Origin of the sequence: Brachybacterium saurashtrense (genome assembly GCF_003355475.1) — a bacterium.
GTDB classification, from domain to species: domain Bacteria; phylum Actinomycetota; class Actinomycetes; order Actinomycetales; family Dermabacteraceae; genus Brachybacterium; species Brachybacterium saurashtrense.
This window is the reverse complement of record NZ_CP031356.1, coordinates 1325438-1343820: the sequence shown is the minus strand read 5'-3', so window position 1 is coordinate 1343820 and position 18383 is coordinate 1325438. Positions and strand designations below refer to the sequence as shown.

Below are 18383 nucleotides of genomic sequence, written 5' to 3'. Positions count from 1 at the left end.
GGCGAGCGACCCGGCAGCCCAGGAGATCCCGCCGCAGCCGGGCGTGGACCCGCGCCTGCACCGCACGATGGAGGTGCGCGACCACACCGGCGAGGTGCGCCGCTGGCACCTGCTGGACTCCGGCCCGCTGCTCGCCGAGCGCGGCATCACCCCGCGCGGCACGCTGCTGGCCGTGCACGGCAACCCCACCTACTCCTTCCTCTTCCGCTCCCTGGTGCGGGAGGACATCCCCTGGCGGCTGATCGCGGTGGACCAGCTGGAGATGGGGTACTCGGAGCGCACCGGCGTGACCCGCCGCTACCAGGACCGCATCACGGACCTGTCCCTGCTCACGGACGCGCTGTCGCTGCGCGGCCCCGTGGTGACCGTGGGCCACGACTGGGGCGGTCTGATCTCCGCCGGCTGGGCGCTGGACAACCGCCACGACGTGGCCGGGATGATCCTCACCAACACCGGCGTGCACCAGAAGCTGGAGGAGGCCCTCCCCAAGGCGCTGCAGCTCGCCACCGCCCCCGGGTTCCGCACCGCGTCCACCTCGCTCACCGACGCCTTCCTGCGCACCACCCTCTCGCTGTCGAAGCCCGCGCTGCCGCAGGAGGTGCAGGACGCGTACCTCGCGCCCTACCGCCGACGCTCCCGCCGCCTGGGCATCGACCAGTTCGTCGCCGACATCCCGGCCGCCGCGGATCACCCCTCCCGCCCCACCCTGGAGCGGGTCGCCGAGGGGCTGGCCGGACTGCAGGTCCCCACCCTGTTCGCCTGGGGGCCCAAGGACATCACCTTCTCGGACAGGTTCCTGCGGGACCTCATCCAGCGGGTCCCCCACGCAGACGTGCACCGCTTCGAGAAGGCCTCCCACCTGGTGTGGGAGGACGCCGACGTCGCGGGCCTGGTCGCCGACTGGCTGCACACCACCTTCGGCACCGCCGAGGAGCCGCGCACCGCCGCTCCCGCCTGGCGGCCCGTCTCCTCCTGGGCGGAGCCCGCCCCGACGCGTCCCGTCGGCGCACGCATCACCGAGCTCGCCCACGATCCGCTGCACGCGCACCGACCGGCCGTGGTGGAGCTGGGCACGGACGACGGGGAGCGCCGCGAGATCTCCTGGTCCCTGCTGGACCGCCGGGTGGACGACATCGCCGCCGGTCTGCTCGCCCACGGGGTGCGGCCCGGCGACCGGGTGAGCCTGCTGATCACCCCGGGCGCGGATCTCACCGGCGTGCTCTACGCCTGCTTCCGGATCGGCGCCGTCGCCGTGGTGGCGGACGCCGGCCTGGGGACGGCCGGGCTCACCCGCGCCGTGATCGGCTCCCATCCGGACTGGTTCATCGGCATCCGCCGCGCCCTGGCAGGGGCCCGCGCCCTGGGCTGGCCCGGCCGGAGGCTCTCGGTCGAGCAGCTGCCCACGGTGGATCGGGTCGCCCTCGGCGTGGAGACCTCCATCGCCGAGCTGGCCCGCTCCGGCGCGATGATGCGCGAGCTCGGGGCGCCGCTGGACGCGCCGCAGCCCGCGCCCGACGCGGACGCGGCGATCCTGTTCACCTCCGGCTCCACCGGCCCCGCCAAGGGCGCCGTGCTCACCCACGCCCAGCTGGGCGCGATGTTCACAGCGGTGGGGGACACCCTCGATCTCGCCCCGGAGCGCGGCCTGGTGGCTGGCTTCGCGACTTTCGCGCTGCTGGGCCCCGCGCTCGGCGCGCCCACGGTGGTGCCGGACATGGACATCATGCGGCCCGGCGATCTCACCGCCCCCGCGCTGGCCGAGGCGATCGCCGCGCTGGGACGGCCGGCCGTGTTCACGGCCCCCGCCGCGCTGCGCAGCATCATCGAGACCGCGCACCAGCTGGACGACGAGGGCCGCGCCGCGATGGCCGGGGCGGCGAGCTTCTTCTCCGCCGGCGCCCCGATCCCCGCGCAGCTGCTGCGCGAGCTGCGCACCCTCATGCCCGAGGCGCGCGCCCTGACCCCGTACGGCATGACCGAGTGCCTGGCCGTCGCCGCCACCGACCTCGAGGGCATCGAGGCGGCCGGCGATGGCGCCGGGGTGTGCGTGGGCCGGCCGGTCCCGCGGGTGGAGATCGCGATCGCGGTGATGGACGAGCTGGGCCGCACCACCGGCGAGATCACCGAGGAGCCCGGCGCGATCGGCGAGGTGCTGATCCGCGCCCCGCACGTGCGCGACCGCTACCTGATGCTGTGGCGCACCACCCACACCTCGATGCGCTTCGAGGGCTGGCACGCCACCGGGGACGTGGGCCATCTGGACGCCGAGGGGCGGCTGTGGATCGAGGGGCGTGCCGGCCACGTGCTCTCCACCGCCCAGGGCCCGTTCACGCCGGTGGTGGTGGAGGACGCCGCGGAGGCGGTGCCCACGGTGCGCCGCGCCGGTGCCGCCGCCGTCGGCCCCCGCGGCACCCAGCAGGTGGTGGTGATTCTCGAGACCGACGAGGGCTACCGCCCGGGGAAGCCGGGACGGCCCCGTCCCGCGGAGGCGTCCCTGCAGGAGGCGGTGCGCCGCAGCGTCCGCGAGCGCGCGGGCGCGGAGGTGGTGGCGGTGTTCACCACCAGCGCGCTTCCCACCGACATCCGCCACAACTCGAAGATCGACCGGGCGGCGCTGTCGCGCTGGTCGGAGCAGACGCTGCGCGGGGAGCGGGCGGAGGCCCTGTGACCGCGCCGACGATCCTGGTCACCGGCGCCTCGGGGATGCTCGGCGGCGCGGTCGCGACCGCGCTGCGGGACCGCGGTGCGACGGTGCGCGCCTTCCAGCGCCGCCCCGCGGGGATCGACGGGGTCGAGGACGTCACCGGCTCGCTCGTCGACGCCGGGGACGTGCGCCGGGCGGTGCACGGCGCCGATGCGGTGATCCACCTCGCCGCGAAGGTCTCGATCTCGGGCCCGGAGCACGAGTACCGGGCGATCAACATCGAGGGCACGCGGCACGTGCTGGAGGCGCTGCGCGCCCAGGGCGGGGGCGCGCTGGTGAACGTCTCCTCGCCGTCGGTCGCGCACCTGGGCCGCGCGATCGTGGGCGCGGACGCCACGGCCGCGGACCCGTCGGCCGCGCGCGGGCCCTACGCCCGCACCAAGGCCGCGGCGGAGCTGCTGGCGATGGAGGCCGACGGCCGCGACGGCCTGCAGGTCACCTCGGTGCGCCCGCACGTGGTGTGGGGGCCGGGGGACACCCAGCTGGTGGGCAGGATCGTGGATCGGGCACGGCGCGGCCGGCTGCCGCTGCTGGACCAGGGCATGGCCTTGATCGACACCACCTACGTGAGCAATGCGGCCGACGCGATCGTGGCCGCGCACGACCGCATCGCGGATGTGCACGGGGAGAGCTTCGTGGTCTCCAACGGCGAGCCCCGCACGGTGCGCGACGTGTTCGCGGGCTGGTGCGATGCGGCCGGCGTGCCGCGGCCGCGCCTGCGCGTGCCCGGAGCGGCGGCCCGCGTGGCGGGGCGCCTCATCGAGCGGGTGTGGGAGGCGCGACCGGGGCACGACGAGCCGCCGATGACGGAGTTCCTCGCCGAGCAGATGTCCACCGCGCACTGGTTCGACCAGCGCCGCACCCGGGAGCGGCTGCGCTGGGAGCCCGCGGTGAGCATGGACGAGGGCAATGCCCGCCTCGCGGCCTGGTTCCGCGAGCACCCGGTGGGCTGAGCGTCCGCTCCGTCCCGACCCGACCCCTGCACGGAAGCCACGGTGACCGCCATGACCGAAACCCCCACCCCCGAGGAGCGGGGCGCCGCCGAGCACGAGGCGATGCTCGCCGAGATCGATGCGGAGCTCGCCGCGGAGCGCAGCAGCCGTGCCCGCGCCGGGCAGCGGCTCACCGGGCTGGTGCTGCTGCTGGGCGGCCTGATCGGTTGGATCGCCTCGCTCGAGCTGCAGGTGGGCAAGGAGTTCCTGCTCGCGAATCCGGGCGCGAGCCTCTCCTGCGACGTGAACCCGTTCATCTCCTGCGGCAACGTGATGATGACCTGGCAGTCCTCGGCGCTGGGCATCCCGAACATGGCGATCGGCCTGGCCGGGTTCGCGCTGATGGGGGCGATCGGCGCGCTGATGCTCTCGCGCACCGCGCTGCCGGCCTGGTTCCGCTGGGCCCGCCTGGGCGGGATGACGTTCGCGTTCGGGTACGTCCACTTCCTGGCGATCTCCACCCTCTTCGTGATCCGGGCGCTGTGCCCGTGGTGCATGGTGATCTGGTCGGTCACCGCGCCGATGTTCTTCGCGACGCTGGCCCGCACGATCGAGAGCGGCGACCTGCCCGTCCCCGCCCCGCTCGCCGCGGTGCTGCGCCGCTGGGTGGTGCTCACCCTGCTGTGGTACCTGCTGGTGATCGTGGTGATCGCCCTGGCGTTCCGGGCGCAGTGGCTGGTGATGCTCGGCCTCGGCTGAGCGACGTGCTGCGAGGCACCGCACCACCTCTCCTCCCCAGGGGCCGCCCGTCCCCATCGTGCGAGGGTGCCTCGCTCGGGGTGTTCGTGCGCGTCTAGTTTCGCGGGCATGGGAGCACATCAGGGGTGGGAGCGCAGCCGTCGCGGCAGGGCGGGACGCCACCGCCGCGCCGGCCAGGCGCTCATCGAGCGCCGCGATCACGGCGAGGAGGCGCCGTCCCGTCGGCTCCCGCTGCCGGCGCCGTCACCCTCCGCCCTGGTGGGCATCGCGGTGCTGGTGCTCATCGGGTTCGGGGTGGTGCATCTGTCGGGGACGGGCTCCGCGGTGCCGGTGGATCCTCCCTCGTCCGTCCCCGTCGCGGAGACGCAGAGCGATGACGCCCCCTCCTCCCCGGCGCAGGAGGCGGAGGCGGGGCCGTCATCCGCCGCGGGCGGGAGCGGCGACTCCTCGGGCGGCGCCGCGACCGGCCCGTCGCAGCAGGAGCTGGTGGTGCACGTCTCCGGTGCCGTCGCGACCCCGGGGATCGTGCATCTGCCGCCGGGATCACGGGTGGACGACGCCCTGCAGCAGGCCGGCGGAGCCGTCGAGGAGGCGGACCTCGGCGCGATCAACCTCGCGCGGCCCGTCGCGGACGGGGAGCAGATCCACGTGCCCAGGCCGGGGGAGGAGGCGCCGCCGAGCGCAGGCCCCGGGGCTCCGGCCGCGGGGGACGACGGAGCCGCCGGCGGCGAGGGCGGACCGATCGACCTGAACACCGCGAGCGCCGCGGAGCTGGAGGAGCTGCCGGGGGTGGGCCCGGCGATCGCGCAGCGCATCCTCGAGCACCGGGAGCGGAACGGACACTTCGCCGCGGTGGAGGACCTGCTGGACGTCTCCGGGATCGGGCCGGCCACCCTCGAGGAGCTGCGCGACAGGGCCACGGTGTGACCCGGGCGGACCTGCGCCTGCTGCCCGGCGCCACCTGTGTGTGGGCGCTGGCGGTGCTGGGGGTGAGCGCCGGCACCGCGGCGGCGATCGCGGGCGGCGCCGTGCTCGTGGCCCTGGGACTCACCGCGGTGATGCTCGCCGGTCCCGGGAGCACCTCGCGCGGGCTGTTCGCCCACCTGGGCATCGTGGTGCTCGCCGCGGTGCTCCTGTTCCCCGCGCTGCAGCGCCACGGCGAGACCGACCAGGCCCTCGAGCGGGCCGCCGCCGACGGCCTGGTCGTCGAGCTCACCGTCGTCGCCGCGGCGGACCCCGCAGCGCCGGAGAGCGGGCCGGAGTGGTCCCGCCACGGCCTGCAGATGCGGGCGCGCACGGTGAGCGGCCCGGCGCGGACGGGCCGGGACGAGGTGCGGCTGCCGGCCTCCCTTCCCGTGCTGGTGCGCGCCGAGGACGGCACGGCCCGCGACCTCTCCCGGGTGCGGGACGGCGACCGCGCGCGGGTGCGTGGCCGCGTGGCGACCAGCGGCTCGCTGGTGATCGTGCGCGCGAGCGAGGTGCACGTGGTGGCGGGGGACGGGGCCGCCGGTCGGGCGCAGGCGCTGCGGCATGGGCTGCGGGAGGGCGCCCGGGACACCACCGCGCACCTGCCTGCCGACGAGGCCGCCCTGGTGCGCGGCATGACCACGGGGGACACCCGCGGCCTCTCCGAACGCTCGGAGGAGATCATGCGCCGCGCCGGGATCAGCCACCTGGTGGCCGTCTCCGGCGCGAACATCGCGCTCGTGCTCGCGGCGGTGCTCGGGCCCCTGCTGCTGATGGGGGTGCGTCGACGCCCTCGGATCCTCGCCGCAGGGATCGTCACGGCCGGCTACGTGGGGCTGGTCGGGGACGAGCCCAGCGTGCAGCGCGCCGCGACCATGGCGGCTCCGCTGCTGGCCGCCCGCTTCGCCGGGGTGAAGGCCTCGCCGGTCGCGGCGCTCGCCCTCACCGTGGCCCTGTGGTCCGTGCTGGACCCGGTCACGGCCGCCTCGATCGGCTTCCTGCTCTCCGCCCTCGCCACCGCCGCGATCCTCGTCGCCGCACCGCCCCTGGCCACGGCGCTCGTGGAGCTGAGCGGTCAGCGGGTCGGCCGCACGGCCGCGCTGGTGCTCGCAGTGCCGCTGGTGGCCCAGCTGGCGTGCACCCCGGTGCTGATCCTGCTCGCGCCCGAGGTCTCGCTCTGGTCCGTCCCCGTGAACATGGCGGTGGCGCCGCTGGTGGGCCCGACCACAGTGCTCGGGATGGTGGCGCTGCTGATCGGCGCGGCATGGCCTCCGGCGGGCGCGCTGCTGTGGACCGCCGCGGCCGGGGGAGCGCACCTGGTGCTGCTGATCGCCCGCACGGCCGACGCCCTGCCCGGTGCCAGGATCGCCGTGCCGGAGGGTCCCGCCGGGGTGGTACTCGCCCTCGGCGTCCTGGCGGGGGTGACCCTCGCCGTCGCCGGGCGGCATCGTCCGCTGGTGCGATGGGCCGTGGCGGGGGTCCTGGTCGCCGCGCTCTCGGCCGGCGGGGCACGGCTGCTGCCGGTCCGTTCCGCGGGGGAGTGGACCGTCGCGATGTGCGCCGTGGGGCAGGGGGACGCGGTGCTGCTGCGCCCCGACGGCGCCGGCAGGGAGGGGCCCACCGTGCTGGTGGACACCGGGCCGGACCCGGAGGCGCTGCGGGCCTGCCTGGATCGCCTGCAGGTGGCGAGCATCGACCTGCTGGTGCTCACCCACCCCCACGCCGACCACACCGGCGGGCGCGCGGCGCTGTCCGCGGGTCGCGCCCCGGCACTGCAGTGGACCTGCCCGCTGCCCGAGGCCGCCCAGCAGGTGGTGCCCGGCGCGCCGGTCGCCGTCGCGACCACCGGGGAGACCTGGCGCAGCCCCGGCCTCGCCCTGCACGTGCTGTGGCCGGTCTCCGCCGAGGAGGCCCGGCGCGCCGGCGCCGCCGAACGGGGCGGGGGCGAGGGCGACGCCGCCAACGACTGCTCCGTGGTGGTGGAGGCGGTGTGGGAGGACGGCACCCGACTGCTCGCCCTCGGGGACCTCGAACCGGCCGGACAGGAGGCACTGGCCGCGAGCTCCCCGGGGCCTGCGGACATCGTCAAGGTGGCCCATCACGGCTCACGGTTCCAGCACGTCCCGCTGTACGCACAGCTCGATCCCGCGCTGGCCCTGATCCCGGTGGGCAGGGAGAACGACTTCGGCCATCCCACCCAGGAGACGCTGGACCTGGTGCGCTCCACCGGCGCGCAGGTGCTGCGCAGCGACGTGCACGGCACCGTGGTGCTGCCGGCGGACGGCACCGCGCCCCGCCGCGTGGGTCCGGCCCGATAGGATCGACCGGTCCCCGACCAGTGAGGAGCTCTCCGTGAGCGATGTCGAGTGGCACAGCGTCGCTCCGGCCCCGATCGTGCTGATCCACGGCACCGAGTCCCTGATCGCCGACCGTGCCGTCCAGCGCCTGCGCGCCCTGGCGCGCGAGGCGGATCCGTCCGTGGAGATCCACGACCTCTCCGGGGACGCCCTCGGCCCCGGCGCCCTCACCCAGGTCACCAGCCCGTCGCTGTTCGGCGAACCGCGCCTGGTGCTGGTCCCCGAGCTGCAGGCCGCACCGGACGCTCTGGTGGGCGAGCTGCTCGACTACCTGAAGGCGCCAGAGCCGGATGTCACGCTGGTGCTCGTCCACCGCGGCGGCAATCGCGGCAAAAAGCTGCTGGACGCGCTGAAGAAGGCCGGGGTGCCCCGGGTGGACGCGAGCCCCGTGAAGCGCGCCGGCGACAAGCAGACCTTCGTCGCCGCCGAGTTCGCCCGCGCCCAGCGCCGGATCCAGCCCGAGGCGCTGGTCGCGCTCGTGGACGCTTTCGGCACCGATCTCGCCGAGCTCGCCGCGATCAGCCGTCAGCTGATCGAGGACACCACGCCGGATCCCGGCGAGCAGGCCGCGCAGGTCTCCGTCGCCGACGTCCACGCCCTCACCGCAGGACGCGTGGAGTCCACCGCCTTCGCCGTCGCGGATGCCGCGATCGCCGGGCGCGAGCAGGAGGCGCTCCAGCTGCTGCAGCAGGCCCAGCTGGCCGGTGCGGACCCGGTCCCGATCGTCGCCGCGGTCGCCTCGAAGATGCGCTCGCTCGCGAAGGTCTCCGCCCCGGGCGCCACCCCGCGCAGCCTCGGAATGCCGGACTGGATGCTGCGCAACCTGGGCCGTGAGGCGCACAGCTGGAACGACCGCTCCCTGGCGCGGGCCCTGGAGGCCGTGGCGCGTGCGGATCACGAGGTCAAGGGGGCGGGACGGGACCCGCAGTGGTCCGTGCAGCGGATGGTGATGGGGATCTGCCGCGCCCGCCGCGCCCGCTGAGCCGGCGCGCCGGCACACGCCGGGGCACCGCCCGGACAACGAGGAGCCCGGTGCGCATCGCTGCGCACCGGGCTCCTCGGCCACCCCGCCGAACGGGGCGTCAGCTCAGAGGCTGGGAGACGTCACTTGGCGACGCCCGCGACCAGCTTCGCGAGACCGGACTTGCGGTTCGCGGCCTGGTTCTTGTGGATGACGCCCTTGGAGACGGCCTTGTCGAGCTTGCGGGAGGCGGCCTTCAGCGCCTCGCCCGCCACCTCGGCATCGCCGGTGGAGACGGCGGCCTTCACCTTGCGGGTGTAGGTCTTGAGCTCGGACTTGACGGCACGGTTGCGCAGGCGCGCCTTCTCGTTCGTCGCGTTCCGCTTGATCTGGGACTTGATGTTTGCCACGAAGACTCTTCTCTTGTGCTGCTGCGGTGGATCATCCGAGGCGGCCGAGGAACGGGGCCGACGGGGACGGCGGTGGGGATTCGCCTGGAGACGTCGACACCGGGTCGCTGCCACGGGTACTCGCCCGGGTCGCACGAAACGGCGCCCCTGACACGGCGGGACTCCGTCATGCGCACACCGAACGGTATGTCACACATACGGTCCGAAACCTTACCAGAGCAGGAGCGCCGGACCGCGTCCTGTGTGCGGCGTGTCTCCTGCGGCGCCTCCTGCGGCGTCTCCGGTGCGGCACCGCACGGGACGGGCGCACCGGCCGTCGGGGTGTCGACGGGAGCCTGCGCCACTCACCAGCCGTGCACGTCCCGCACCGCGGTCGCGACCCGGTCGTAGCGCGTCCGGTCCAGGCGCCCGCCCTCCCGCCGCACCGCAGCGGGCACGAGGCGCAGCAGCCGGTCCGCGCGCACCTCGGAGGGACGGCCCCGGCTGTCCCAGTCGCCGGCGCCGATGTCCACCCACGTCGCGCCGTGCTCGTCGGTGGTGGTCCCGCCGCTCGCCGCACGGTCCCGGGACGTGAGCATCAGGGCGATCAGCACCTCGCCGGTGCCGTCGGACCCGCCGGAGGCGGCGGCCTCCTCGGCGATCACCAGCACCGGGCGGTCCTTGCCCTGGGTGATGTCCTCCTCGTAGGGCACCCAGGCCCACACCACCTCGCCGGGATCGGGGCGGCCGTCCGCGTGCGGGGTGTACTCCAGGGCGAGGGCGCCGCCGCGCCGGCGGTCGGCGAGGGCGGGGGAGTCCTCGGCCGGGGCGTCGGCGTTCCCGGAGCGGCCGGGATGCGCGACGGCCCGGCCGTCGGAGGGGGCGCGGCGCTGCTCGCGCAGGGAGCGCAGCGCCGCGCGTCCCAGGCCGCGCGCGCTGCGGCGCACCGCGGGGGAGCGGGCCGCGCTGCGGAGGGCGGAGGTGAATCGGTCGACCAGGGACATGGGCATCGCTTCCTGCGCGTTCTGCGCCACGGCGGGACGGGGGGTGCCAGAATGGCATGCATGTCTGCCACCTCGCTGTTCCACAGTGCCCGCACCGGCTCGGGCGGCGACGAGATGTTCGCCCCCGACGGCTCGGTGCGTCCCACCTATCGCGCACTGCACGACGCGCTGGACGGCCTCGGGCTGGAGGAGTTCCGCTCCCGCTCGGACTCGCTGGCCCGCAGCTATCTCGACCAGGGCGTCACCTTCGACTACGCGGGCGAGGAGCGGCCCTTCCCGATCGACGCGATCCCCCGAGTGATCGCCGCGGAGGAGTGGCGGCGCGTCTCCGCCGGCGTCGCGCAGCGGGTGCGCGCCCTGGAGCGCTTCCTGGACGATCTCTACAACGACCAGGCCGCGATCGCCGACGGGGTGGTCCCTGCCGAGCTCGTGACCTCCTCGACCTACGTGGTGGAGGCGATGCGCGGCTACTCGCCCCCCGGCGGGGTGCGGATCCACATCTCGGGGATCGACCTGGTGCGCGACGGCGACGGCGAGTTCCGCGTGCTCGAGGACAACGTGCGCACCCCCAGCGGGGTGAGCTACGTGCTCTCGAACCGTCGGGCGATGGCGCAGGGGTTCCCCGAGCTGTTCGCGGACCGCCCGGTGCGCCGCGTGGGCGACTACCCGGGCCGGCTGCTGGCGGCGCTGCAGGCCGCCGCCCCGGACACCGCGGGAGAGGAGGCGACGGTGGTGGTGCTCACCCCCGGTCGCTACAACAGCGCCTACTTCGAGCACTCCCTGCTGGCCCGCACCATGGGCGTGGACCTCGTGGAGGCCTCGGACCTCGTCGAGCGCAACGAGCGCATCTACATGCGCACCACCGCGGGGCTGCGGCGCGTGGACGTGATCTACAAGCGCACCGACGACGACTTCATCGACCCCGAGGTGTTCCGCCCCGACTCGGTGCTGGGCGTGCCCGGGCTGGTCCGTTCGATCCTCGCGGGCAACGTGGTGGTCGCCAACGCGATCGGCAACGGCATCGGCGACGACAAGCTCACCTACACCTACGTGCCGGATCTGATCCGCTACTACCTGGGCGAGGAGCCGCAGCTGCCCAACGTGGACACCTGGCGGCTGGAGGACGCGGACTCCCGGGCCGAGGTGCTGGACCGCCTGGACGAGCTGGTGGTCAAGCCCGTGGACGGCTCCGGCGGCAAGGGCATCGTGATCGGCCCGGCCGCCACCGCGCCGGAGCTGGACGCGCTGCGCCGACGCCTCGAGGAGGATCCCCGCGGATGGATCGCCCAGCCCGTGGTGCAGCTGTCCACCATCCCCACCCTGGTGGAGGACGGCCCGGAGCCCCGTCACGTGGACCTGCGTCCCTTCGCGCTGAACAGCGGCGACGACGTGTGGGTGCTGCCCGGCGGCCTCACCCGGGTGGCGCTGCCCAGGGGGGAGATGATCGTGAACTCCTCCCGCGGCGGCGGCTCGAAGGACACCTGGGTGCTCGCCTCCGACCAGGCCGCGGATCCCGCGGCGGCGGCCGCGCCCTCCGCCGAGCGGGAGGACGAGGCGATCGAGGATCCCACCGACGACAGCTACGACGAGTTCGAGGACCTGCGGGACGAGCAGGCCGAGGAGCAGCGCTCCGAGCCCGATCCCGTCACCTCCGCCATCCCGATCATCGACGCCGAGGAGTCGCCCCATGATGCTCAGTAGGATCGCCGACGCGATGTTCTGGATCGGCCGCTACGTGGAGCGGGCCGATCAGACCGCCCGCATCCTCGACGTCTCCCTGCAGTCGGTCACGGAGGACGCCCCCGAGGACCCGGCCGCGGCCTGCCACGACGTGTACCGGATCTTCGGCATCGAGCAGGTGGCCGACGCGGACCTCTCCGTGCAGCGGGTGCTGGACACCCTGGTCACCGATCGCACCAACCCCTCGTCGGTGGCCGGCGCGCTGCTCACGGCCCGGGAGAACGCGCGCGGTGTGCGCGAGGTCCTCTCCACCGAGGTGTGGGAGTCGCTGAACACCACCACGCTCGGACTGCCGCGCGGGGTGCGCCCCTCGCGCATGCACGGCGCGTTCCAGTTCGCCAAGGATCGCTGCGCCGTGGTGAACGGCCTGGTGGACTCCTCGATGACCCGTGACGAGGCCTGGCTGTTCCTGCGGATCGGGCAGCTGCTGGAGCGCGTGGACATGCTGGCCCGCAACCTCCAGGACCACGACCTGGAGGACTCCTCCGCCGCGGCCACCGTGATGTTGCTGCGCTCCTGCAGCGCCCACGAGCCCTACATCCGCTCGTACCGGGGGCGCGTCCGGTCCGCGCGCGCGATCGAGTTCCTGCTGCTGGACTCGATCTTCCCGCGCTCCGCGGTGCACTGCCTCGGCGAGCTCGACGAGGCGCTGGAGACCCTCGCCAAGCTGCACGGCAACAGCTTCGACCGCCTCGGCGCGGAGGAGCCGGCCCGCCGGATCGTGGGCCGCGCCCTGGCCAGCCTGCGCTTCCGAGCGCTGGAGGACATCATCGCGGACTTCGACGAGGAGATGGAGCAGCTCCAGCGGGTCACCGGCGCGGTCACCCGCGCCCTGGGGAGCACCTACTTCCACCCGGCGCACTGACGTGAGGGGCCGCGCGCACCTCGCCGCGGCGCCGAGCACCCGCCCACGGGGCGTCGCAGCCACCGGCTGCGGCGCCCCGTCGTGCTGGGCACGGACCGGCGGGCGGGGTGCCGGTGCACATCGAGCACCGCCCGGTGACCGGATGGTGACGGAAAGCGCTAGCCGAATAAGTGGTGCACTTGTATGATCAGTGGGCCACGTCCGTCCGATGAAGGGCCGTCATGCCGTACACCCCCGATGCCATCCGCAGCCTGTGCCTGTCCACGCTCACCCTCCCGCTGGCCACCCCGATCTCCGATGCGAAGGTCTTCACCGGTCGCCAGCGCCCGATGACGGAGGTGGTGTTCCTGATCGCCGAGGTCACCACGGCCCAGGGGCACGAGGGGATCGGGTTCAGCTACTCCAAGCGCGCCGGCGGCCCGGCCCAGTACGCCCATGCCAAGGAGGTGGCGGCCGCGGCGATCGGCGAGGACCCCAGCGACATCGCCAAGCTGTACACCCGCCTGCTGTGGGCGGGCGCGTCCGTGGGCCGCTCCGGCGTCGCCACCCAGGCCCTCGCCGCGATCGACATCGCGCTGTGGGACCTCAAGGCCCGCCGCGCCGAGCTGCCGCTCGCGAAGCTGCTCGGCGCCCATCGCGACAGCGTGCGCACGTACGACACCTCCGGCGGCTTCCTGCACGCCTCCCTCGAGGAGGTGTGCGAGCGGGCGGACAGCTCCCTGGCCGCGGGGATCGGCGGCATCAAGATCAAGGTGGGCCTGCCGGAAAGCGCCGAGGACCTGCGCCGCGTCGCCGCGGTCCGCACCCATCTGGGCCCGGACGTGCCGATGATGGTGGACGCCAATCAGCAGTGGGACCGGCGCACCGCGCTGCGCATGGGGCGTCGGCTCGAGGAGTTCGACCTGGTGTGGATCGAGGAGCCGCTGGACGCCGAGGACGCCGAGGGGCACGCCGCGCTCTCCCGCGCCCTCGACACCCCGATCGCGACCGGCGAGATGCTCGCCTCCGTGGGCGAGCACGTGCGGCTGATCGACGCCCGCGCCTGCGACGTGCTGCAGCCGGACGCCCCGCGGGTGGGCGGCATCACCCCGTTCCTCCGCCTCGCCGGCCTCGCCGACCACGCCGGACTCGACCTCGCGCCCCACTTCGCCATGGAGATCCACCTGCATCTGGCCGCCGCCTACCCGCGGGAGACCTGGGTGGAGCACTTCGACTGGCTCGACCCGCTGTTCGAGGAGTCCCTCGAGACCCGCGACGGGCGGATGCTGGTGCCGTCGCGGCCCGGGCTCGGCATCACCCTCACCGAGCAGGCCCGCGCCTGGACCACCGAATCCGTCACCGTCGGGAGCCGCTGACGATGGCCGCGCACCGCACCGAGGCGCTCGTGGACGTGCTGCGTCGGCGGATCGTCGAGGGCACGATCGCCGCGGGGGAGAAGCTCCCCAGCGAGAACACCCTGATCGCCGAGCACGGGGTGAGCCGCACGGTGGTGCGCGAGGCGCTCACCGCCCTGCGCGCCGACGGACTGGTGCGCACACGGCGCGGCGCCGGCAGCTACGCCCTGACCCCTCCGTCCCCTCCCGGCTCGACGTGGCCGGCCCGGCCGGTGCGCACCCTCGCGGAGCGCCGCGCCCTGCTGGAGCTGCGCACGGGGGTGGAGTGCGAGGCGGCCGGTCTGGCCGCGTCCCGGCGCAGCGAGGCGGACCTCGCCGCCCTGCGCCATGCCCAGAAGGCACTCGAGGCGTCCCTCGCCGAGCCGGCCGCCGCGCTCGAGCACGACTTCGCCGTGCACCGCGGGATCGCCGTAGCGAGCGGGAATCCCTATCTCCTCGAGCTGCTCGACGCGCTCGGTCCCACGATGATCGCCATGCCGCGCGACCGGCTCACGGCGCACGCAGGGAGTGGGGCCGGGGACGCCGTGGTGCAGGAGCACGCCGCCGTGCTCGAGGCGCTCGAGGCGGGGGAGCCGCGCGCCGCCGCCGCGGCGATGCGCATGCACCTGGACGGCACCCGGCGGCGGCTCGCGCAGAACGCCGAGCCCCGGGACCGGACGGGCTGAGGGGCGCGGCGCATGTACACGCTCGAACAGGTGCGCCAGTTCGTGGCGGTGGCCGAGGAGCTGCACTTCGGCCGTGCCGCCGCGCGGCTGGCGATGACGCAGCCGCCGCTGAGCCGTCAGATCCAGCGGCTCGAGAGGGCCGTCGGCGTCACTCTCCTGGAACGGGACAGCCGCGGGGTCGCGCTCACCCCGGCGGGTCGTGCCTTCCTGGGCGAGGCGCGCCGCCTGCTGGCCGTCGCGGAGCGCGCCCCCGGCGCCGCCCGACGGATCGCCGCGGGCAGGGCCGGACAGGTGCGGGTGGGCTTCACCGCCACCACCGGCTTCTCGCTGCTGGGCCGGCTGCTGGACGAGATCGGCGCGGCCCTGCCCGCGGTCGAGGTGCTGCTGGAGGAGCGGGTCACCGGAGAGCAGTTGCGTGCCCTGCGCCGAGGCGACCTCGACCTCGGCCTCCTCCGGCCCCCGGTGGACCCCGCGCAGCACGAGTCCTTCCTGCTGCACCGCGAGGAGCTGGTGGTCGCCCTCCCCGCAGGGCATCCTCTCGCCCGCGAGCGGGCGGCGCTGCCGGCGGCGCGGCTGGTCGGGGAGCCGCTGGTGCTGCCCGATCCCGTGCAGGCGCGCTACTTCCACGAGCTCGTGGTCCGTCGGCTCCCGGTGCGGCCCGAGGACGCCGCGCACACGGTGAGCCAGATCGTCACCATGCTCTCCCTGGTCGCCGCCGGGCGGGGGATCGCGCTGGTGCCGGAGTCCGCCCGGGTGCTCGGCATCGCGGGCGTGGTCCTGCGGCCGGTGGAGGAGTCCGGGCCGGAGGCCGTCGAGCTGCATGCCGCCTGGATGCGCGGCTCCCGGGACCCGGCCCTGCAGCGCGTGCTGGAGGTGCTCCGCGGCCTCGCCCCGTGAGGGCGAGCGCGGTCGCCGCCGGGCGATGCCCTCGGGGCATCGACAGATGCCACATCGGTCGTGGACGGGCATCGCCGCCCGCGCCTACCGTCGACGCACCACCCCCTGCGCCCCTGGCGCCCGAGACGAAGGACGACACCCGTGGCCCTCCGCACCCCTCAGGAACTCGCCGCCGAGCTCGCGGGCGGACTTCTGTCCTTCCCCGCCACCGCCTTCGATGCGGAGCTCGCCCTGGACGAGACTGCCTACCGCCGCCACCTCGACTGGCAGGCGAGCCATCCGATCGGCGGCCTGTTCGCGGCGGGCGGCACCGGGGAGGGATTCAGCCTCCTGCCGGAGGAATCTGCCCGGGTGATCCGGATCGCCGTCGAGGAGGCGGGGGACCGGGTGCCCGTGCTCGGCGCCGCGGGCGGGTCCACCCTCCAGGCGGTGCGTGGCGCGCGCGACGCGGAGGCGGCCGGCGCCGAGGGGCTCCTCCTGCTGCCGCCCTACCTCACCGAGTGCGATCAGGAGGGGCTGGCCGCACACGTCTCCGCCGTGTGCGAGGCGACGAGCCTCGGGGTGATCGTCTACCACCGCGCCACCGCCGTCTACGAGGCCGGCACGCTCGCCGACCTCGCCGCCCGCCACGAGAACCTGATCGGGTTCAAGGACGGCGTGGGAGACCTCGCCCAGCTCACCAGGATCCGCACCCTGCTCGGCGAGCGCCTGCTCTACCTGGGCGGGCTGCCCACGGCGGAGGCGTACGCGCTGCCGCTGCTCCAGCTCGGGATGAGCACCTACTCCTCGGCCCTGTACAACGTGGTCCCGGAGTTCGCGCTGGCGTTCTACGCCGACGTGCGGCGCGGGGACCACGCCGCCGTCACCGAGAAGCTGGCGCGCTTCGTGCTGCCCTACCTCGAGATCCGCGACCGTGCGAAGGGGTACGGCGTCTCGATCGTCAAGGGCGGGCTGCGGGCCGTCGGCCGCGACCTCGGCCCGGTCCGACCCCCGCTGCAGGACCTCACCGCCCAGGACGTCGAGGACCTGCGCATCCTCATCGACGCCGCGGGGATCCACCCCGGGGCCGCCGCAGCCTCCGCCGCCTGACCGCCGCGCACCCCGACCGCCCCGACGACCCCTCACCGAAGGAGCTCCGATGACCCCCTCCACCGCGCCCGCCGGGTGCTCGATCCTCGCCGGGCAGTCCGTGGAAGGGCGCGCCGGCAGCCTGCGCGCCGAGGACCCCGCCACCGGGGAGGCCCTCGAGCCCGCCTGGTCCCTGCTGGAGCCCTCGCAGCTGCGGCGCGCGACCGCCGCCGCCGAGGAGGCGTTCGACTCCTTCCGCGCGGTGGAGCCGGAGCGGCGCGCCGCCCTGCTGGAGTGCATCGCGCGGCACCTCGAGCAGGTGGGCGAGGCGCTCGTGGACCGCGCCCGGGCGGAGACCGGGCTGCCCGAGGCGCGCCTGGTGGGGGAGCGGGCCCGCACCAGCGCTCAGCTGCGGCTCTTCGCCCAGGTGGTGCGCGCGGGCGAGCACCACGACGTGCACATCGACCCCGCGCTGCCCGAACGCACCCCGCTGCCCCGGGCGGACATCCGCCGCCGCACCGTCCCCGTGGGGCCGGTCGCCGTCTTCGGCGCCTCGAACTTCCCGCTCGCCTTCTCGGTGGCGGGCGGCGACACCGCCTCCGCCCTGGCCGCCGGATGCCCCGTGGTCGTCAAGGCGCACGACGCCCACCCCGGCACCTCGGAGATCGTGGGACGGGCGATCACCGAGGCCGTCCAGGAGACCGGGATGCATCCCGGGGTGTTCTCCCTGGTGTACGGGGAGAGCCCCGCCATCGGCCAGGCGCTGGTGGCGGATCCGGCGATCCGGGCCGTCGGCTTCACCGGGTCCCGCCGCGGCGGCCTGGCGCTGATGGCCGTCGCCGCCGCCCGCCCGGTGCCGATCCCGGTGTTCGCGGAGATGAGCTCGATCAACCCGGTCCTGCTGCTCGAGGGCGCGCTGCGCGGGGACCACACGGAGCTGGTGGCGGGCTGCCTCGCCTCCGTGACCGGCTCGGCCGGTCAGCTGTGCACCGCCCCCGGCCTGCTGTGCGTGCCCGCGGGCCCGGACGGCGACCGCTTCGTGGAGGCGCTGTCCGCCGCGATCGCCGGCAGCCGCGGCCAGACCATGCTCACCCGCGGCATCGCCGAGGCGCGGGAGCGGGGACTCGCGCGCCTGGCCTCGCGCGACGGCGTGACGGTGCTCGCCCGCGGCCAGGAGGGCGAGACCGCGAACGCCCCCGCCCCGGTGCTGCTCGCCGCCGCCGCCGAGCGGCTGCAGGAGGACGAGGTGCTCCAGAGCGAGATCTTCGGCGCCGTCTGCCTGGTGGTCCGCCACGACTCCGCAGCGGAGCTCGCCGCCGTCATGGAGGGGCTCGAGGGCCAGCTCACGGCCACGCTCCACCTCGCCGAGAGCGATCATGCCGAGGCCGCGGCGCTGCTCCCCGTGCTCGAGCGCCGCGCCGGCCGGATCGTCGTGGGCGGGTGGCCCACCGGGGTCGAGGTGGGGCACGCGATGGTGCACGGCGGCCCGTTCCCCGCCACGTCCGACGGCCGCAGCACCTCGGTGGGGACCCACGCGATCGCGCGGTTCCTGCGACCGGTCGCCTACCAGGGCCTGCCCGAGGCGCTGCTGCCCGCACCGGTGCAGGAGGAGAACCCCTGGTCGCTGCCGCGGCGGATCGACGGCCGGCACGAGGGGCCCGGCACTCGCTGACTCCCCTCCG

General features: G+C 75.0%; 15 protein-coding genes. 13 read left to right on the top strand and 2 right to left on the bottom strand.

What is annotated here, in order from left to right; translation table 11 throughout:
• Positions 1-67 precede the first annotated feature (67 nt).
• From DWV08_RS06125 to holA, 6 genes are all read left to right on the top strand, one after another.
• On the top strand, positions 68-2668 hold the full coding sequence (locus tag DWV08_RS06125; RefSeq protein ID WP_420897514.1) for an alpha/beta fold hydrolase: 2601 nt from the start codon (positions 68-70) through the stop codon (positions 2666-2668).
• Positions 2665-3657 carry an NAD-dependent epimerase/dehydratase family protein gene (locus DWV08_RS06120; RefSeq protein ID WP_115412987.1) on the top strand — a complete coding sequence of 331 codons (993 nt, stop codon included), beginning with the start codon at positions 2665-2667 and terminating at the stop codon, positions 3655-3657. Before DWV08_RS06125 ends, DWV08_RS06120 begins: the two co-directional genes overlap by 4 nt.
• Before the next feature lie 51 nt (positions 3658-3708).
• Complete coding sequence (locus tag DWV08_RS06115) at positions 3709-4395, top strand: vitamin K epoxide reductase family protein (RefSeq protein WP_115414929.1); 687 nt, start codon at positions 3709-3711, stop codon at positions 4393-4395.
• 108 nt (positions 4396-4503) lie between these two features.
• Complete coding sequence (locus tag DWV08_RS06110) at positions 4504-5322, top strand: ComEA family DNA-binding protein (protein ID WP_115412986.1); 819 nt, start codon at positions 4504-4506, stop codon at positions 5320-5322.
• Entirely contained in the window at positions 5319-7679 is a 2361-nt protein-coding gene (locus DWV08_RS06105) for a ComEC/Rec2 family competence protein (RefSeq protein WP_115412985.1), read from the top strand. The genes DWV08_RS06110 and DWV08_RS06105 overlap by 4 nt, the downstream gene beginning before the upstream one ends.
• Positions 7680-7713: 34 nt before the next feature.
• On the top strand, positions 7714-8700 hold the full coding sequence (gene holA, locus DWV08_RS06100) for a DNA polymerase III subunit delta (protein ID WP_115412984.1): 987 nt from the start codon (positions 7714-7716) through the stop codon (positions 8698-8700).
• 122 nt (positions 8701-8822) lie between these two features.
• Here the strand turns inward: holA and rpsT are convergent, their stop codons facing one another.
• A complete protein-coding gene (rpsT, locus tag DWV08_RS06095; protein WP_115412983.1) occupies positions 8823-9089 on the bottom strand; it encodes a 30S ribosomal protein S20 in 267 nt (88 codons plus the stop codon).
• 344 nt (positions 9090-9433) lie between these two features.
• Positions 9434-10072 (bottom strand): type II toxin-antitoxin system PemK/MazF family toxin, encoded by a 639-nt coding sequence (locus tag DWV08_RS06090; RefSeq protein WP_115412982.1) that lies wholly within the window; start codon positions 10070-10072, stop codon positions 9434-9436.
• 60 nt (positions 10073-10132) lie between these two features.
• Here DWV08_RS06090 and DWV08_RS06085 point away from each other — a divergent pair, with 60 nt between their 5' ends.
• The 7 genes from DWV08_RS06085 (at position 10133) to DWV08_RS06055 (ending at position 18373) form a co-directional block, all read left to right on the top strand.
• The gene (locus DWV08_RS06085; protein ID WP_162801510.1) at positions 10133-11773 is read left to right on the top strand and encodes a circularly permuted type 2 ATP-grasp protein; all 1641 of its coding nucleotides are present in this window, start codon (positions 10133-10135) and stop codon (positions 11771-11773) included.
• Positions 11760-12677: an alpha-E domain-containing protein gene (locus DWV08_RS06080; RefSeq protein ID WP_241237378.1), complete on the top strand. Its 918-nt coding sequence runs from the start codon at positions 11760-11762 to the stop codon at positions 12675-12677. Before DWV08_RS06085 ends, DWV08_RS06080 begins: the two co-directional genes overlap by 14 nt.
• Positions 12678-12898: 221 nt before the next feature.
• The gene (locus DWV08_RS06075) at positions 12899-14032 is read left to right on the top strand and encodes an L-talarate/galactarate dehydratase (RefSeq protein ID WP_115412980.1); all 1134 of its coding nucleotides are present in this window, start codon (positions 12899-12901) and stop codon (positions 14030-14032) included.
• Between the two features lie 2 nt (positions 14033-14034).
• On the top strand, positions 14035-14736 hold the full coding sequence (locus DWV08_RS06070; RefSeq protein WP_115412979.1) for a FadR/GntR family transcriptional regulator: 702 nt from the start codon (positions 14035-14037) through the stop codon (positions 14734-14736).
• A 12-nt stretch (positions 14737-14748) separates the two neighbouring features.
• Positions 14749-15633, top strand: coding sequence for a LysR family transcriptional regulator (locus DWV08_RS06065; RefSeq protein WP_115412978.1), 885 nt, complete (start codon positions 14749-14751; stop codon positions 15631-15633).
• 141 nt (positions 15634-15774) lie between these two features.
• Entirely contained in the window at positions 15775-16722 is a 948-nt protein-coding gene (locus tag DWV08_RS06060) for a 5-dehydro-4-deoxyglucarate dehydratase (protein ID WP_115412977.1), read from the top strand.
• A 49-nt stretch (positions 16723-16771) separates the two neighbouring features.
• Complete coding sequence (locus tag DWV08_RS06055) at positions 16772-18373, top strand: aldehyde dehydrogenase (NADP(+)) (RefSeq protein ID WP_115412976.1); 1602 nt, start codon at positions 16772-16774, stop codon at positions 18371-18373.
• Positions 18374-18383 lie beyond the last annotated feature (10 nt).

Excerpts from the sequence above, each read along its gene's own strand:
- DWV08_RS06125 (WP_420897514.1), top strand. The coding sequence starts at position 68 with ATGGAGGTGCGCGACCACACCGGCGAGGTGCGCCGCTGGCACCTGCTG.
- DWV08_RS06115 (WP_115414929.1), top strand. The coding sequence starts at position 3,709 with ATGACCGAAACCCCCACCCCCGAGGAGCGGGGCGCCGCCGAGCACGAG.
- DWV08_RS06110 (WP_115412986.1), top strand. The coding sequence starts at position 4,504 with ATGGGAGCACATCAGGGGTGGGAGCGCAGCCGTCGCGGCAGGGCGGGA.
- DWV08_RS06090 (WP_115412982.1), bottom strand. The coding sequence starts at position 10,072 with ATGTCCCTGGTCGACCGATTCACCTCCGCCCTCCGCAGCGCGGCCCGC.
- DWV08_RS06085 (WP_162801510.1), top strand. The coding sequence starts at position 10,133 with ATGTCTGCCACCTCGCTGTTCCACAGTGCCCGCACCGGCTCGGGCGGC.
- DWV08_RS06080 (WP_241237378.1), top strand. The coding sequence starts at position 11,760 with ATGATGCTCAGTAGGATCGCCGACGCGATGTTCTGGATCGGCCGCTAC.
- DWV08_RS06075 (WP_115412980.1), top strand. The coding sequence starts at position 12,899 with ATGCCGTACACCCCCGATGCCATCCGCAGCCTGTGCCTGTCCACGCTC.
- DWV08_RS06070 (WP_115412979.1), top strand. The coding sequence starts at position 14,035 with ATGGCCGCGCACCGCACCGAGGCGCTCGTGGACGTGCTGCGTCGGCGG.
- DWV08_RS06065 (WP_115412978.1), top strand. The coding sequence starts at position 14,749 with ATGTACACGCTCGAACAGGTGCGCCAGTTCGTGGCGGTGGCCGAGGAG.
- DWV08_RS06055 (WP_115412976.1), top strand. The coding sequence starts at position 16,772 with ATGACCCCCTCCACCGCGCCCGCCGGGTGCTCGATCCTCGCCGGGCAG.